Source organism: Sphingomonas sp. OV641 (assembly GCF_900109205.1).
Lineage (GTDB): Bacteria > Pseudomonadota > Alphaproteobacteria > Sphingomonadales > Sphingomonadaceae > Sphingomonas.
Map to the genome: position 1 here is coordinate 370,213 of NZ_FNZB01000003.1, position 14,162 is coordinate 384,374.

Annotated in this window: 16 protein-coding genes; 8 read left to right on the forward strand and 8 right to left on the reverse strand. The window is 65.9% G+C overall.

What is annotated here, in order from left to right; translation table 11 throughout:
* Window positions 1-101 precede the first annotated feature (101 nt).
* The 4 genes from ftsE to BMX36_RS15705 are packed head-to-tail and all read left to right on the forward strand — an operon-like array spanning window position 102 to window position 2,930.
* Window positions 102-809, forward strand: a complete 708-nt coding sequence (ftsE, locus tag BMX36_RS15690) for a cell division ATP-binding protein FtsE (protein ID WP_066781597.1) — start codon at window positions 102-104, stop codon at window positions 807-809.
* The gene (locus BMX36_RS15695) at window positions 806-1,702 is read left to right on the forward strand and encodes a cell division protein FtsX (RefSeq protein ID WP_093066869.1); all 897 of its coding nucleotides are present in this window, start codon (window positions 806-808) and stop codon (window positions 1,700-1,702) included. Before ftsE ends, BMX36_RS15695 begins: the two co-directional genes overlap by 4 nt.
* Window positions 1,699-2,232: a YdcF family protein gene (locus tag BMX36_RS15700; RefSeq protein ID WP_066781592.1), complete on the forward strand. Its 534-nt coding sequence runs from the start codon at window positions 1,699-1,701 to the stop codon at window positions 2,230-2,232. The genes BMX36_RS15695 and BMX36_RS15700 overlap by 4 nt, the downstream gene beginning before the upstream one ends.
* Window positions 2,232-2,930: a lysophospholipid acyltransferase family protein gene (locus BMX36_RS15705; protein WP_331710421.1), complete on the forward strand. Its 699-nt coding sequence runs from the start codon at window positions 2,232-2,234 to the stop codon at window positions 2,928-2,930. Before BMX36_RS15700 ends, BMX36_RS15705 begins: the two co-directional genes overlap by 1 nt.
* A 39-nt stretch (window positions 2,931-2,969) precedes the next feature.
* Here the strand turns inward: BMX36_RS15705 and BMX36_RS15710 are convergent, their stop codons facing one another.
* Both BMX36_RS15710 and hisC read right to left on the reverse strand, forming a co-directional pair.
* A complete protein-coding gene (locus tag BMX36_RS15710) occupies window positions 2,970-3,878 on the reverse strand; it encodes a prephenate/arogenate dehydrogenase family protein (RefSeq protein WP_093066871.1) in 909 nt (302 codons plus the stop codon).
* A gap of 149 nt (window positions 3,879-4,027) precedes the next feature.
* Window positions 4,028-5,125 carry a histidinol-phosphate transaminase gene (gene hisC, locus BMX36_RS15715; RefSeq protein ID WP_093066873.1) on the reverse strand — a complete coding sequence of 366 codons (1,098 nt, stop codon included), beginning with the start codon at window positions 5,123-5,125 and terminating at the stop codon, window positions 4,028-4,030.
* A 166-nt stretch (window positions 5,126-5,291) separates the two neighbouring features.
* On the opposite strand from hisC, the gene BMX36_RS15720 reads away from it, so the two are divergent.
* Genes BMX36_RS15720 through BMX36_RS15730 form a run of 3 tightly spaced genes read left to right on the forward strand, consistent with a single transcriptional unit; the run spans window position 5,292 to window position 7,425 of the window.
* The gene (locus BMX36_RS15720) at window positions 5,292-6,410 is read left to right on the forward strand and encodes a homoserine O-acetyltransferase MetX (RefSeq protein ID WP_066781586.1); all 1,119 of its coding nucleotides are present in this window, start codon (window positions 5,292-5,294) and stop codon (window positions 6,408-6,410) included.
* Window positions 6,407-7,006 carry a methionine biosynthesis protein MetW gene (metW, locus tag BMX36_RS15725; RefSeq protein WP_066781584.1) on the forward strand — a complete coding sequence of 200 codons (600 nt, stop codon included), beginning with the start codon at window positions 6,407-6,409 and terminating at the stop codon, window positions 7,004-7,006. Before BMX36_RS15720 ends, metW begins: the two co-directional genes overlap by 4 nt.
* Before the next feature lie 23 nt (window positions 7,007-7,029).
* Window positions 7,030-7,425 carry a response regulator gene (locus BMX36_RS15730; RefSeq protein WP_177179175.1) on the forward strand — a complete coding sequence of 132 codons (396 nt, stop codon included), beginning with the start codon at window positions 7,030-7,032 and terminating at the stop codon, window positions 7,423-7,425.
* On the opposite strand, the gene BMX36_RS15735 is transcribed toward BMX36_RS15730, so the two are convergent.
* Window positions 7,400-8,908 carry a sensor histidine kinase gene (locus BMX36_RS15735; RefSeq protein WP_093066875.1) on the reverse strand — a complete coding sequence of 503 codons (1,509 nt, stop codon included), beginning with the start codon at window positions 8,906-8,908 and terminating at the stop codon, window positions 7,400-7,402. The genes BMX36_RS15730 and BMX36_RS15735 overlap by 26 nt on opposite strands.
* A gap of 395 nt (window positions 8,909-9,303) precedes the next feature.
* Here BMX36_RS15735 and BMX36_RS15740 point away from each other — a divergent pair, with 395 nt between their 5' ends.
* Window positions 9,304-9,636: a hypothetical protein gene (locus BMX36_RS15740; protein WP_093066877.1), complete on the forward strand. Its 333-nt coding sequence runs from the start codon at window positions 9,304-9,306 to the stop codon at window positions 9,634-9,636.
* A gap of 95 nt (window positions 9,637-9,731) precedes the next feature.
* On the opposite strand, the gene ssb is transcribed toward BMX36_RS15740, so the two are convergent.
* The 5 genes from ssb to BMX36_RS15765 all read right to left on the reverse strand — a co-directional run bounded on the left by ssb (window position 9,732) and on the right by BMX36_RS15765 (window position 14,150).
* Window positions 9,732-10,292, reverse strand: coding sequence for a single-stranded DNA-binding protein (gene ssb, locus BMX36_RS15745; RefSeq protein WP_093066879.1), 561 nt, complete (start codon window positions 10,290-10,292; stop codon window positions 9,732-9,734).
* Window positions 10,293-10,301: 9 nt separating this feature from the next.
* A complete protein-coding gene (locus BMX36_RS15750) occupies window positions 10,302-12,158 on the reverse strand; it encodes a ferrous iron transporter B (protein ID WP_093066881.1) in 1,857 nt (618 codons plus the stop codon).
* Window position 12,159: 1 nt separating this feature from the next.
* Complete coding sequence (locus BMX36_RS15755; RefSeq protein ID WP_066780728.1) at window positions 12,160-12,414, reverse strand: FeoA family protein; 255 nt, start codon at window positions 12,412-12,414, stop codon at window positions 12,160-12,162.
* 71 nt (window positions 12,415-12,485) lie between these two features.
* Window positions 12,486-13,154, reverse strand: a complete 669-nt coding sequence (locus BMX36_RS15760; protein WP_371262913.1) for a COQ9 family protein — start codon at window positions 13,152-13,154, stop codon at window positions 12,486-12,488.
* Between the two features lie 81 nt (window positions 13,155-13,235).
* Entirely contained in the window at window positions 13,236-14,150 is a 915-nt protein-coding gene (locus BMX36_RS15765; RefSeq protein WP_093066883.1) for a DMT family transporter, read from the reverse strand.
* Window positions 14,151-14,162: the final 12 nt, after the last annotated feature.

The following is a 14,162-nucleotide window of genomic DNA, read 5'->3' on the forward strand; positions in this document are numbered from 1 at the left end:
CACGGCCCTTGCGCTCCATGCAAGCGGAGGTTGAAGCATCGAGGCGCATCGTGCGATGGCACGTGCGGGGCATCAGTGTGTAAAGGACGAACGGCGCCGAAATGGCGAATATCGTGCAGTTCGAGAATGTGGGGCTGCGCTACGGCAACGAGCCGGAAACGCTGTCCGACATCAGCTTCGCGCTGGCGCCGGGATCATTCTATTTCCTGACGGGAGCGAGCGGCGCGGGGAAAACATCCCTGCTGCGCCTGCTGTACCTGTCGCAGCGCCCCAGCCGGGGTATCATCCGCCTGTTCGGCGAGGACGCCGTGACCATGCCGCGCAGCCGCCTGCCGGGCTTCCGCCGGCGGATCGGGGTGGTTTTTCAGGACTTTCGCCTAGTTCCGCACCTGTCGGCGGCGGACAATGTGGCACTGCCGCTGCGCATCGCGGGAATGCCGGAGGCGGAGATTGCGGAGCCGGTGAGCGAGATGCTCGCCTGGGTCGGGCTGCACGATCAGGCGGACGCCAAGCCCGAAACGCTGTCGGGCGGCGAGCAGCAGCGCGTCGCGATCGCCCGGGCGGTGATCGCGCGCCCGGAGATGCTGGTGGCGGACGAGCCGACGGGCAACGTCGATCCGGAGATGGCGGATCGCCTGCTGCTGCTGTTCGATTCGCTCAATCGTCTGGGCACCACGGTTGTCGTGGCGACGCACGACATCCAATTGATGCAGCGGGTGTCGGGCGCGCAGATGATGCGACTGGTGAAGGGGAAGCTGCAGGATCCCACGGGCACGCTGCGCCACCCGCCCGCGCGGGAGCCGGTATGAACCCCGTGACGACGGCCCGGGCGGAGCGCACCCGGCGCGTGCTGGACGAGGCGCGCGGCGTGCGGGCGATGGTGTGGATCATCGCCATCATGCTGTTCCTGACGGTGCTCGGCGCCGCGCTGGGGCTGGCGACGCGCAATGCCGCTCATACCCTGGAAGGCCAGTTGGTCGGCCGGGCGACCGTGCAGGTGGTGGCGAGTGATCCGGCCCGCCAGGAGGCAGAGGCGGCACGCGCCCTTTCCACGCTGCGCGCCCTTCCCGAAGTGCGGCGCGCGGAACCAGTCGATCCGGAGGAGCTTGCCGCGCTGCTTCGCCCCTGGCTGGGGGACGACAGCGCCGACCCCGACCTCCCCGTTCCGGCCATGATCGACTTGGAGCTGGCGAGCGAGAGCGCCGCCGCCCTTCCGCGGGTTCGGACTGCGTTGACCCGGGTGGCGCCCGCCGCGCGCGTCGACGCGCAGGAGGCGTGGATGGCGCCGGTGGCCGATTTCCTCGACCTGGTCGTGCTGATCGCGCTGGTTCTGGTGATCCTGTTGGCGACTGCGACAGCGGCGGTCGTGGTGCTGGCGGCGCGTGCCGGACTGGACGCGCATCGCCATACGATCGAAGTCATGCACATGCTCGGCTCGACCGATGTGCAGGTGGCGCGGCTGTTCCAGCGCCGCATCGCGCGCGACGCGGGCGTCGGGGCGGCGATCGGCAGCCTTGCGGCGATTGCCATGCTGTTGCTGGTGAGCGCGCAGGCGGCGGAGCTTGGCTCGCAACTGCTGGGGCAGGCCAGCCTCGGGGCGTCGGGCTGGGCGGCGCTTGCTTTGCTGCCTATCGCGTTCGTTCTGCTGGCGGCGCTGGCCGCGCGCTTCACCATCACCCGTGCGCTGGAGTCCGTATTGTGATCGCGCGGCTGATCGGGCTGGCCGCAGTGGCGTGGAGCCTGGGCTTTGCCGCCTTCATGCTGACGCTGGCTCAGCCGGCCGACCCGCAGCTGAAGACCGACGCCATTGTCGTGCCGACCGGGGGACCTGGGCGTATCCCGCGCGGGCTGGCGCTGATCGAGGCGAGAAGTGCCAAACGGATGCTGGTCACCGGCGTGGCGACCGGCCTGCGCAAGGTGGATCTTGCCGCAGCGAACGGCCATGCGGCGGCGATCGCCTGCTGTGTCGATCTGGGACGCGAAGCGGTGGATACCCGCTCCAATGCCGAGGAGACCGGGCGCTGGATGCGCGAACATGGCTATAAGTCCGTCCGGCTGGTCACATCGGACTGGCATATGGCGCGGGCCCGCATGGAAGTGGGGGCGGCCCTGGATGCCGATGTTCGCATCCTGCGTGATGGCGTGCCGGCGGAACAGCGACTGGGGCGCTTGGTGAACGAATATAACAAGCTGATCCTGCGCCGGATCGCATTGTGGGCAGGGATTGGCTGATGATGAACTGGCTGCGGACGATCGTGTATCAGATCGTCTTCTACGCTGGATCGGTGCCGATTGTCCTTGGCATCGCGCCGGCTGCGCTCTTTGGCGAGCGGGTGGTGATCCACCATGCGCATCGCTGGGCACGCTATCAGCGCTGGGCGGCGAAGCACATTCTGGGCATCACCACGCGCATCGAGGGGAGCGTGCCGGAAGGGCAGTTTCTTTTCGCCGCCAAGCACCAGGCGATGTACGAGACGACCGAGCTGCAGCTGATCCTGGGCGGCCCGGCGATGGTGCTGAAGCGCGAGCTCGCGCGCATTCCGGTGTGGGGCTGGGCGACGCGCCTATACGGATCCATGGCGGTGGACCGCGAGGCATCGGCAAAGGCGCTGCGCCGGTTGATGACCGAAGGGGCGGCGCTGAGAGCCAAGGGGCGATCGGTGATCGTCTATCCCGAAGGTACGCGCGTGCCGCCTGGCGAAACGCCGCCGCTGCGATCAGGATTTGCCGGACTCTACAAGGCGCTGGACCTGCCTGTCGTTCCGATTGCGCTGGATAGCGGGCGATTACTGCCGAAGAGGGGCGCCAAGCGGCCGGGCGTAGTGACGATGCGCATCGGCGAGGTGATCCCGCCGGGCCTGCCGCGCCGGGAAGCGGAGCGGCGGGTGTGGGAGGCAATCAACGCGCTGGAGCGGGACCCGGCGCGCTGACGAATCCGTGATCGCCGCGCCGGCCGGCAGGACGCTCGCTCATTCGTGCTTGCGGCCGAAGTCGGCCGCGGCATCATCCTGCCCCTGATCGACGATCGATCGGCGGATCGTGCGCGTGCGGGAGAACAGGTCGAAGAGGGTGTCGCCATCGTCCCATCGGATCGCCCGCTGCAAATGCGACAGATCCTCGCTGAAGCGCTGAAGCATCTCCAGCACCGCTTCCTTGTTGGCCAGGAAGACGTCGCGCCACATGGTCGGATCCGACGCGGCGATGCGGGTGAAATCACGGAAGCCGCCGGCGGAAAACTTGATCACTTCCGATTGCGTCACCTCGGCCAGGTCATTCGCCGTGCCGACGATGGTATAGGCGATCAGGTGGGGGAGGTGGCTCGTCACGGCCAGCACGCGATCGTGGTGATCGGGCGCCATGATCTCCACCATGCTCCCCAGACGCCGCCAGAACTCCGCGACCCGTTCGGTAGCGATTGGATCGCCATCCGCCAGCGGCGTGACGATGCACCAGCGGCCATGGAACAGGCTGGCGAAACCGGCCTCCGGGCCGCTTTGCTCCGTGCCGGCGACAGGGTGTGCCGGGACGATTGCGGTGCCGGGCAGGGCGGCGGTAAGCGCGCGAACGACCTCGGCCTTGCAGCTGCCGACGTCGCTAACGATCGCCTCCACCGGCAGATCGGCAGCCATCTCAACTGCGACCTCGCCCATCGCGCCGACCGGCACGCAGAGGATCACCAGTTCCGCGTCGGTAACTGCGGCGCCGAGCGTGTCGGTCACATCGTCCACGATCCCCAGCGCGTCGGCGCGGGCGCGGACATCCGGATCTGCATCGTACCCGGTGAGGCGCACCGTCGGCATATGCTGCCGCACCGCGCGCGCGACGGAGGAGCCGATCAGGCCGAGGCCGATGATGGTGACGCGGGCAAAGGGAAGCACTTCGAATCTCCGTTTACCCGCTTCGTCGTCATGCCGGGCCTGTCCCGGCATTCACCTTACCGCGTGCGTGTTGGCCAGCGAGTTTGCGGAACGGTGGACCGCGGCACAAGGCCGCGGTGACGCTGTTTGACGTCGTTCGCCAGACTTCGTTACGCTGCGCCCGCCATATTGCGTAGCGCGGTAATCACCCCGCGCGTCTCGCTCTCCGTGCCGATGGTGATGCGCAAGGCCTGCGGCAGACCCTGCCCCGGAAGCCAGCGAACGATATAGCCAGCGTCCATCAGACCCTTGTAGGCCGCCTCAGCCGTCAACTCGCCTTCGAACACCACCAGGACGAAATTGGCCTGGCTTGGAATGGCGCGCAGGCCGGCATTGCCGAGCTTGGCGATTTCTTCGGAGAACCAGGCGCGCCACTTGGCATTGTGTGCAGCGGTGCTGGCGACGAAATCCGTGTCTCTCAGCGCGGCCACGGCCGCCGCCGTGCCGGCGATGGTGATCGAGAACGGCAGGCGGATGCGGTGCATCGCCTCGATGATCGCCGGCGCGCCATAGCCCCAGCCGATCCGCTCCGCCGCCAAGCCGTACATCTTGGAGAAGGTGCGGGTGACCAGCACGTTCGAGGCAGATGTGGCCAGCGCCATGCCGCCGTCATCGTCGCCGCCGTCGATATATTCGGCATAAGCGTGATCGAGCACCAGCAGGATGTCGTCGCGCAGCCCGGCGTGCAGCCGCTCGATCTCGGCACGCGGCACATAGGTGCCGGTGGGGTTGTTCGGATTGGCGACGAAGACGATGCGCGTCCGGTCCGTCACCGCGGCCAGAATCGCGTCGACGTCCGTCGCATAATCTTGGTCCGGCGCGATCACCGGAGTCGCCCCGACGCGACGGATTGCGATCGGATAGACCGCGAAGCCATAATTCACGTAAATCGCCTCGTCGCTCGGGCCGGCAAAGGCGCCGGCGGCGAGATGCAGAACTTCGTCCGAACCATTGCCATAGATGATGCGGGCGGGATCAAGGCCGTGCTTGGCGGCAAGCGCCTCGCGCAGTTCGTTGGCGCTGGCGTCCGGATACCGTTCCAGGCTCATCGCAGCGGAGGCGAATGCCTCGCGCGCCTTCGGGCTGGTGCCGAGCGGATTTTCGTTGGACGACAGCTTGGCGACCTTGCGGCCGTCATCAGTCGTAGATCGCCCCGGCACATAGGGGGCGATGTCCATGATCCATGGTTTGGGAACGGGTCCAGTCATGGAGCGGGCGCATAGCGGGGGCCGGCAAGGGTTGGCAACGGCGCGGATTTCAGGCACTGGCCCGGTGCAATGCAGCGCCAGCCTAATCCGGCCAGCCAACGAACGGGACGGTGGGGCGCAGATGCACCGCTTCCCCCGTGCGCCGCACAATGCTAGCGCGCGCTTTATGTCCGCCGACGACCAGCGTTTCGGTCTCCAGCGCCACGTCATCCTGCCAGGCCCGCTGCCGCTAGACGGCGGGGGGCGGCTTGCGCCGGTCGAGATCGCCTATGAAACCTATGGCACGCTTGCGCCCGATCGCAGCAACGCCGTTCTGATCTGCCACGCCCTGACGATGGACCAGCATGTCGCGGGCGCCAATCCGCGGACGGGCAAGCAGGGCTGGTGGACCCAGATGGTGGGGCCGGGCCGCCCCGTCGACACGGATAGGTTCTTCGTGGTGTGTGCCAATGTCATCGGCAGCTGCATGGGATCGTCCGGTCCGGCGACGGTGAACCCGACCACTGGTTCGCCGTTCGGGATGAGCTTTCCCGTCATCACCATCCGCGACATGGTGCGCGCGCAGGCGCTGCTGCTCGACCACCTCGGCATCGAACGGCTGAAGGCGGTGATTGGCGGTTCGATGGGCGGGATGCAGGCGCTGAGCTGGCCGGCGACCTTTCCGGATCGCGTCGAAGCGGTGGTGGTGATCGCGTCGGCGGCACGGCACTCGGCCCAGAATATCGCCTTCCATGAAGTTGGGCGGCAGGCCGTGATGGCTGATCCCAACTGGCGCGGCGGCGAATATTACGGCCATGACGTGCCGGCGGCTGGATTGGCAGTCGCCCGGATGGCGGCGCACATTACCTATCTGTCAGAGGCGGGGCTGACCGAGAAGTTCGGCCGCCGGTTGCAGGCGCGGGAGGCGAAGAGCTTCGGCTTCGATGCGGATTTCCAGGTTGAAAGCTATTTGCGCTACCAGGGAATTGCTTTCGTCGATCGCTTCGATGCCAATTCCTACCTCTACATCACACGGGCGATGGACTATTTCGATCTGGCCGAGGAACATGGTGGGCTGCTAGCCAATGCGTTCCGCCAGACGCGCGCGCGCTTTGCTCTGATCAGTTTCGACACGGACTGGCTTTACCCCACCCGCGAATCGCGCAGCATCGTGCAGGCGCTCAACGCCGCTGGCGCACCGGTCAGCTTCGTAGAGCTGTCCAGCCCATACGGCCACGACGCGTTTCTGCTCGATTCCCCGGAAATGAACCGGGTGGTAGCTGGCTTCATGGGAACGGCAGCATGACGCTGAGGGCTGATCTGGCCATTATCGCCAATCACGTCGCGGTCGGGAGCCGGGTGCTTGACGTCGGTTGCGGCGACGGCGCGCTGATGGCGGCGCTGCGGGACAGCAAGCAGGCGGACGCGCGCGGGCTGGAGCTGGATCCGCGCAACGTGGCTGGCGCGGTCGGGCGCGGGCTGAGCGTGATCCAGGGGGACGCGGATACGGATCTGGCCGATTATCCCGACCGCAGCTTCGATTATGCGATCCTCAGCCAGACGCTGCAGACGTGCCGCGCGCCGGATGCGGTGCTCGATCATCTGCTGCGGATCGGGCGACGGGCGTTTGTCAGCTTTCCGAACTTTGCGCACTGGCGCGTGCGCCTGTCGCTGTTGTGGGGCGGGCGGATGCCGGTGACCCGCCTGCTGCCGGAACGCTGGTACGACACCCCGAACATTCACCATCTGACGGTGGACGATTTCCGCGCGCATCTGCGCGATCGGGGCATCGCAGTGGAGGGCGCTTGGTTTCTCTCAGGGGACAAGCAGACCCGATCAGCGGCGGCCAATTTCCTTGCGGAGCACGCAATCTTCCTTTTGCGTGGAACCGATCGACCTTAATCTGTGTTGCACGGCAACTTATCATGACCAAGACAGCTCTCATCATTGAAGACGAGATCTTCGTTGCGCTGGATCTCGAGCGAATCCTTGTTGACGCCGGATATGAGGTCGCCGCGATTGCTGCCGACAGCGATCAGGCGATCGCGGCGGCGCCGGGTTGCTCCTTCGCCTTTGTCGACATCAATCTTCGCGATGGCGCGACCGGACCGACAATCGCGGAACGGATCGCGCGCGATTACGGTGTGAAGGTCGTCTTCGTTACGGCGAACCCATCGCAGATCGGCATTCCGTCAGAAGCGCTTGGCTATGTACGCAAGCCCTTCAATGACCGCGCGATCCTGGCGGCCGCCGCGCTGGCAAGCGGCGAGCAGGATGTCGTCGCACACGAGGATGTCATTCGGATCGGTGCGCGCGGCTGAACGATGCGGTTGGGACCTCCAGCATCATCTCCAACCCTTCGGGGTGCCAGGTGCGGCGCACATTTCCACCAAGCTGCCGGACGGCGCTGAGCTCGATCAACTGACTGCCGAAACCGGCGGGTCGGGCACCGCTCTCGAGACAGGGGCCGCCACGCTCCAGCCAGTGGATCTGGGCTTGCTCTCCTTGCCGCGCCACGTGGATCGTGATGCGGCCATCGGCGGCGGAAAGCGCGCCATATTTGCTCGCATTGGTGGCAAGCTCGTGGAATAGCAGCGCGAGGGGAGTCGCCGCGCGATCATCGACATGCACGTCCACGCCAGTGATCGTGACGCGCTCTCCGCGATGTGACTGGTACGGGGCCAACAACTCATCCAGCAGGTCGCGCAGGCTGTCCTGGTGCGCGGACGGCCGCGAATTGGTGCTATGCGGGCGGACGAAGTCGTGCGCGCGCCCCAAAGCGGCGATCCGCTCGCGCAAATCGGCGGCGAGCGGCGCCAGGGGCGGGTGGGCGCGCGCGGCGAGCTGGATAAGCCCGCCGATCACCGCGAAGATGTTCTTGATCCGGTGCGACAGCTCCTGGCTGATGACTTCGCGTTCCTCCAGCGCCAGCTTCTGCTCGTGTATGTCCGTGCAGGTGCCGAACCAGCGCGTGATCTGGCCCGTGTCATCGCGGATCGGCAAGGCGCGGCCAAGCACCCAGCGATACGTACCGTCGAAGTGCCGGAGGCGATATTCGATCTGGTACGGATCACCAGTCGACAGACTATGCCGCCAGACCGTCCAGGCACGTTCCCGATCGTCGGGGTGAAACATGTTGTTCCAGCCCGCGCCATCGGTGGTGCCAACGGGCACGCCGGTGAATTCATACCAGCGGGCGTTGTAGTAATCGTGAAAGCCGTCCGGCAGCGTCGACCAGACCATCTGCGGCATGGTATCCGCGAGCGTGCGGAAGCGCACCTCGCTGTCGGCGAGCGCCGCGCGTGCGCGTGCCGTGGACTTGCGTTGTTCCCGCTGCTCCCGCGCCGCGCGCCGGGCTTCGAGCCGGGCCATCGCCGTCGTGGCCAGGATCTCCAGCCCGCGCGTCTGAAAGGGCGTCAAACCATCGCGCGGTAATGCGTCCAGCACGCAAATAGCGCCCAACGGAATGTTTTCGCGCGTGGTGAGCGGTGCGCCGGCGTAGAAGCGGATGTACGGCGGCCCGGTGACCAGCGGATTGTCGGCGAAGCGCAAGTCCTTTGACGCGTCCCTCACTTCCATGAGCCGCTCGCCGTGCATGGCATGCGCGCAAAAGGACTGGGAACGCGGCGTTTGCTCCAGATCTGTGCCCAGGCGCGACAGAAAGACCTGCGCGTCCTCCTCAACGATGCTGACCAGGGCCGTTGGCGCGCCGCAAAGCTCCGCAGCGAAGGAGACCAAGTCATCCAGCACGCCTTCCTCCCGCGCGCCGGCGAGATCGTAGAGCGCCAGGGCCTGCTTGCGCATGTCCTCATCATTGATCGGTGGGGAGAGCAGTGTCACGTTTCCAACCGGTTGGGTTCATCGCCGGTCGGCCGACCGATGATGGTTGATATGGGTCAGCCGCCGTCAAAGGTCGATGGCCGATTGCTGCTCGCCCGATCGACTGGCCGGGCGGGCAGCGAAGCAGTCAAGCACCGCATCCCGCATCGGCTCGATCGATCCTCTCGGGGAACCAGCTAACAACTGCCTGAGTTCGGAATTTGATCCTGCGACGACCAGATCAGCGCTGTGCATGCAGGGTAGCGCATCGTTATGGAGCGTGAAGAGTTTGGAGATCCAAGCTGGGGAGACGCAAGGCTATGCGTCGTTGTGCCATCAAAAACGGCGCGATTGTTGAGGATCGATAAGGGAGAGATGTCATGCGCATGCCGGCCATAGCAGCGGCTTCATTAATCCTGACGTCATGCGACAGCAGCGCGCCGCAGAACGTGGCAGCGCCAGCGCCTGCCGAGCCGATGACGAACCAGGCGGCGGAGGTGGTCGCCCTGCCGGAAGGCCAGCGCAATGCGGTGTTGCTGCGCGCGATCCTTGATGCTGGTCTGCCCTGCCAGGGCGTATCGAGTTCAGAGCCGCTCACGACCGGCGGCTCGACGGCGGACTGGCAGGCGCGGTGCACTGACGGATCGACTCACATCGTGCAGGTGAAAGCGGATGGTACCGCAATGGTGGTGAGCCGCGCGACCGCTCGTTAGGCAGCCCTTAAGCGGGTAAAAGCACGCGCGACCGCATGGACTTTGCGAACGCGCGTGCGAGCGACGACGGCCGATCGTCTGATCAACCCGTCCGATCAGAACGGGACGTCATCGTCCAGATCGTCGGCGAAACCGCCGCGCGACTGACCAAAGCCGCCGCCCTTGTTGCCGCCCCCACGGCTTCCACCGCCGCTGCTGCCGCCACCGAAGTTGCCGCCGCCGAAATCGTCGCCGCCGCCGCCGAAATCATCGCGGCCGCCGAAGTCACGACCGCCGCCGCCACCACCGCCACCGGCACCGCCGCCCGGACCGTCCAGCATGGTCAGGACGCTGTTGAACCCCTGCAGGACCACTTCAGTCGAGTAGCGATCCTGCCCATTCTGATCCTGCCACTTGCGGGTCTGCAGCTGGCCCTCAATGTAGACCTTCGAGCCCTTGCGCAGGAAACGCTCGGCAACGTTGGCGAGGCCTTCGTTGAAGATCGCGACCGAATGCCATTCGGTCTTTTCCTTGCGCTCGCCGGAGTTGCGATCCTTCCAGCTCTCGCTGGTCGCGATGCGCAGGTTCACGACCTTGCCGCCGTTCTGGAAAGAGCGCGATTCGGGATCGCGCCCGAGATTGCCGACGAGAATAACCTTGTTAACGCTGCCTGCCATTGGGGCCCCTTAGAGGCCCGCGGCGACCGCGAGCCAGTATGTGATTCCGGCCATGATGTAAGCGGCGGCGAACAGATAGCCAACCATGAAGAGCGGCCATTTCCACCCGTTCGTCTCCCGCTTGGTGACGGCGATCGTGGAGATGCATTGCGGGGCAAAGACGAACCACATCAAAAAGGCGAGGGCGGTCGGTAGCGACCAGCGATGCTGAAGGTTCTCGATGATCGTGCGCTCGCCCGCGGCATCCTCGGGATCATCCACGGCATAGACGGTGCCGATCGCCGCCACCGCGACTTCGCGCGCGGCCATGGCCGGGATCAGCGCCAGCGAAATGTCACGATTGAAGCCGATCGGGGCGACCACGACCTCGATGCCGCTCGCGATCCGCCCGGCGACGGAATAGTCGACCTGGCTTTCGCCCTCGGGCGCCTGCGGGAAGCTGAGCAGCAGCCACAGGACCACGGTGGTGGCGGCGATGATCGTGCCGGCACGCTTGAGGAAAATCACCGCCCGGCTCCACAGCCCGAGCGCGACATCGCGCAGTCGGGGCATCTGGTATTTCGGCATTTCCATCATGAAGCCCGACGAATCGCCCTTGGTGATCGTGCGGCGAAGCACCAGCGCGGCGACGAACGCGCCCACGATCCCGGCAAGATAGAGACCAAGCAGGACAAGCCCCTGTAGGCCGACCCGCGGGCCGACTGCCGTATTGGGGATGAAGGCGCCGATAATGATGGTGTAGACCGGCAGGCGGGCCGAGCAGGTCATCAGCGGCGCGATCAGGATCGTCGTAAGCCGGTCCTTCTCGTCGCTGATCGTGCGCGTCGCCATGATACCGGGAACGGCGCAGGCGAAGCTGGACAGCAAGGGAATGAAGGCGCGGCCGGACAGCCCGACGCCAGCCATCATCCGATCCATGAGGAATGCCGCACGGACCATATAGCCCGAGGCTTCCAACAGCAGAATGAAGGTGAACAGGATCAGGATCTGCGGCAGAAAAACCACCACCGCGCCGACGCCGGCGATCAAGCCATCGGTGACCACGGATCTGAGGAGATTGTCCGGAAGGACGCCGCGAACCGCCTCGTCCAGCGACGCAAAGCCCCCTTCGATCCAGCCGATCGGCGCTTCCGACCAGCTGAACACCGCCTGGAACATGAGGAACATGAGCGCCACAAGCAGGATAGGCCCAATCACCGGGTGGAGGGCGACCGCGTCAAGCGCATGATTCCAGCGTCGAACCGGCGTTTCGGAGACGATAGCCGCCCGGGCGATCTCTCGCGCACGGCGCTGAAGCTGGGGCAGCGAGTCCGCGCTCTCGGGCAAAGGAAGAGGATCCTGCTGTCCGCCACCCTCAACCGCGGTGGTGAGAGCGGCCCGTAACGTATCCAGCCCGCGCTTGCGCACCGCAACAGTGGGCACCACGGGCACGCCCAGTTCACGGGAAAGCGCATCGGTCGAAAGGGTAAGCCCATCCCGCTCCGCCAGATCGACCATGTTTAGGGCGACGACGACCGGGAGACCCAGCGCGATCAACTGAAGCGCGAACCGCAGGTGAAGATCGAGGTTGGCCGCGTCGACCACCACGACCAAAACGTCCGGCCGGCGCTCGCCCGCCTGGCGCCCGAACAGAACGTCGCGCGTCACCTGTTCGTCCGGGGAGGACGGATCGAGGCTGTAGGTGCCTGGCAGATCGACCAGTTCGACGGGCCGACCATCATCAAGCGACAGGCGCCCCGAATGGCGCTCCACCGTCACGCCGGGATAGTTGCCGACCTTCTGACGAGCCCCTGTCAACGCATTGAACAAAGCGGACTTGCCGGCATTGGGATTGCCGACAAGTGCGACCAGCGGAAGAATGCTCATGTCAGTCGGTCGTCACCGTGATGGCGGCGGCGACATTGCGCCGCAGGGCTATCGTCATGCGGCCGATGCGGCACGCGAGTGGGCCACGGAACAAGGTCGCCCGGTGCAGCAACTCCACGGACACGCCCTCCTCAAAGCCGAACTCACGCAGGCGGCGGGCTTCCGGAGCGGCGAGCCGGTCCCAGTCGATGGCAGAAACCGTCGCCCGACGACGGAGCGGGAGCGATTCGAGAGGAAGGGGGGCAGGAGCAAGCACGCGAGCATTCTAACGGCATTGCGAATGGTTATCAATTCACGCCGCTCAACGGTGCACGCTTTTGCTGCTGATCACACCACCGGATAGCGCAACCGACCCACGAAACGGGTCAGGCTTGGGCGGCGTTGTGCGCGGCGAGTGATCCCGGCCTTGGCCTTTTCAAAACGCATGATCCCGTCGATCCGCCGCGCGAGGAAGGCGCGCGTCTCGGCATGATCCTCGCTCTCGTCGTCCAGGAACACCGTGACCGTCGCGCCGTAAACGGCAAACAGCATCGCACGTTTCGTGTAGTGATTATAATCCGCCGCAACGTCGCCGGCTGCGCGCCACATCGTGTCGACGCTACGCCAACCAAGCTTCGCCGCGGTCGCGACATTCTGGGGCATGGCGAGGATGGCGAGCGCGCGCCGGAGCGCCTCGCGGTGCGGCGCCGTGGCAGCCAGCCTGGCCTCGACAAGCGCCGTGATCCGCTGCCGGATCTTCATGGCTGCGAGCCGCTCGGGCGGGAGCGTCACCAGCATTGCGGCATCCACGCTTGCGAACCAGGCATCGATCATGTCCACCGCTCCGCCCGGAAAGGCGAGGGCTGCCACGTCGCGATCGATCCCGTTCATCTCCGCCGCCATGTCCCGCGCCGCCGCGCCCCAGCCGTCGAATGCCGCGTTTTCGGCGATGGCGGGGGCGAGAAGGACACGAATCTCGTCGAGCGTGAGGTCTGCGCTATCGGTCATGACGGCCATATAGGCGTGTCGGTGGGGCAATTTCCACTAGCGGGCTCAGGCGCGGGAGCGGGAGGTCTTGTTCGCCTGTCCGGTGCCGGGTCAGTCGGCAACGAGCGGGCGACGCTCAGGTGCGATCCGGACCAGAACCAGCGCAGTCGCGACCAGCACCGCTCCCACGAAATCCGCCGCGCCAAGTGCCTCGCCATAAGCGAGCCAGCCGACCGTTGCGGCCACCACCGGCTGGGTAAGCAGCGCCAATCCGATCACCAGCGGGCTGAAACGGCCTAGCGCATAGATCATCAGGCCTTGGCCGATCACCTGGCTGCACAGTGCAAGGCCGAGCAGCGGCGCCCAATCTTCGGGCCAGACCTGCTCGCCCAGGAGGACCGCAGCGACTAGCAACGGCAGAACCGTCGCCGCGGATGACAGCCCAAGCGCGGGAAGCGGAGCCATGCTGGCCCGAGCGCGCGCCATGAGGATGAAATAGCCTGCATAGAGAATGCCGGCGACCAGACAAAGAAGGTCACCGATCAGATTCTGCGGATCAAGCTGGTAGGAACGCCCCATCAGCAACGCGGCCCCCATCGCAGCCAACCCAAGCGCCAGCCCCTGCATCCGCGTCGGCCAGGCTCGAGCCACGAGAAAGCCGTAGAGCGGGAAAACGAATGTCGCGGCGTTGCCGAACAGTGTCGCGTTGGCGAGCTTGGTATGGTGGATGCCGACATGCCAGCTGGCGAGATCGCCAGCGAAGAGGATGCCAGACCCGGCAAGCACCCAGCCAATCCCGCGCGCGCTGGCAACCGGTCGCCCGCCGGTGAGGGTCGCCAGAAGGAGCAGCACCGGAGTGGCAAGACCAATACGCCAGAAGCCCGCCGCGACGGGGCCGACATCAGTCAGCCGCACGAACCACGGGCCGAACGCGAGCGCCAAATTGCCCCCGAGCAGGGCGGCAAAGGCCAATGCTCCACCACTTGGGCGCGATGTAGCTTTTCTTGGGGCCGGTGCCTCGTGCATGCTGCCCCGTAA

Excerpts from the sequence above, each read along its gene's own strand:
- BMX36_RS15705 (WP_331710421.1), top strand. The coding sequence starts at position 2,232 with ATGATGAACTGGCTGCGGACGATCGTGTATCAGATCGTCTTCTACGCT.
- BMX36_RS15740 (WP_093066877.1), top strand. The coding sequence starts at position 9,304 with ATGCGCATGCCGGCCATAGCAGCGGCTTCATTAATCCTGACGTCATGC.
- BMX36_RS15735 (WP_093066875.1), bottom strand. The coding sequence starts at position 8,908 with ATGCGCAAGCAGGCCCTGGCGCTCTACGATCTCGCCGGCGCGCGGGAG.
- BMX36_RS15750 (WP_093066881.1), bottom strand. The coding sequence starts at position 12,158 with ATGAGCATTCTTCCGCTGGTCGCACTTGTCGGCAATCCCAATGCCGGC.
- metW (WP_066781584.1), top strand. The coding sequence starts at position 6,407 with ATGACGCTGAGGGCTGATCTGGCCATTATCGCCAATCACGTCGCGGTC.
- BMX36_RS15760 (WP_371262913.1), bottom strand. The coding sequence starts at position 13,154 with ATGGCCGTCATGACCGATAGCGCAGACCTCACGCTCGACGAGATTCGT.
- BMX36_RS15695 (WP_093066869.1), top strand. The coding sequence starts at position 806 with ATGAACCCCGTGACGACGGCCCGGGCGGAGCGCACCCGGCGCGTGCTG.
- ftsE (WP_066781597.1), top strand. The coding sequence starts at position 102 with ATGGCGAATATCGTGCAGTTCGAGAATGTGGGGCTGCGCTACGGCAAC.
- BMX36_RS15765 (WP_093066883.1), bottom strand. The coding sequence starts at position 14,150 with ATGCACGAGGCACCGGCCCCAAGAAAAGCTACATCGCGCCCAAGTGGT.
- ssb (WP_093066879.1), bottom strand. The coding sequence starts at position 10,292 with ATGGCAGGCAGCGTTAACAAGGTTATTCTCGTCGGCAATCTCGGGCGC.
- BMX36_RS15730 (WP_177179175.1), top strand. The coding sequence starts at position 7,030 with ATGACCAAGACAGCTCTCATCATTGAAGACGAGATCTTCGTTGCGCTG.
- hisC (WP_093066873.1), bottom strand. The coding sequence starts at position 5,125 with ATGACTGGACCCGTTCCCAAACCATGGATCATGGACATCGCCCCCTAT.
- BMX36_RS15720 (WP_066781586.1), top strand. The coding sequence starts at position 5,292 with ATGTCCGCCGACGACCAGCGTTTCGGTCTCCAGCGCCACGTCATCCTG.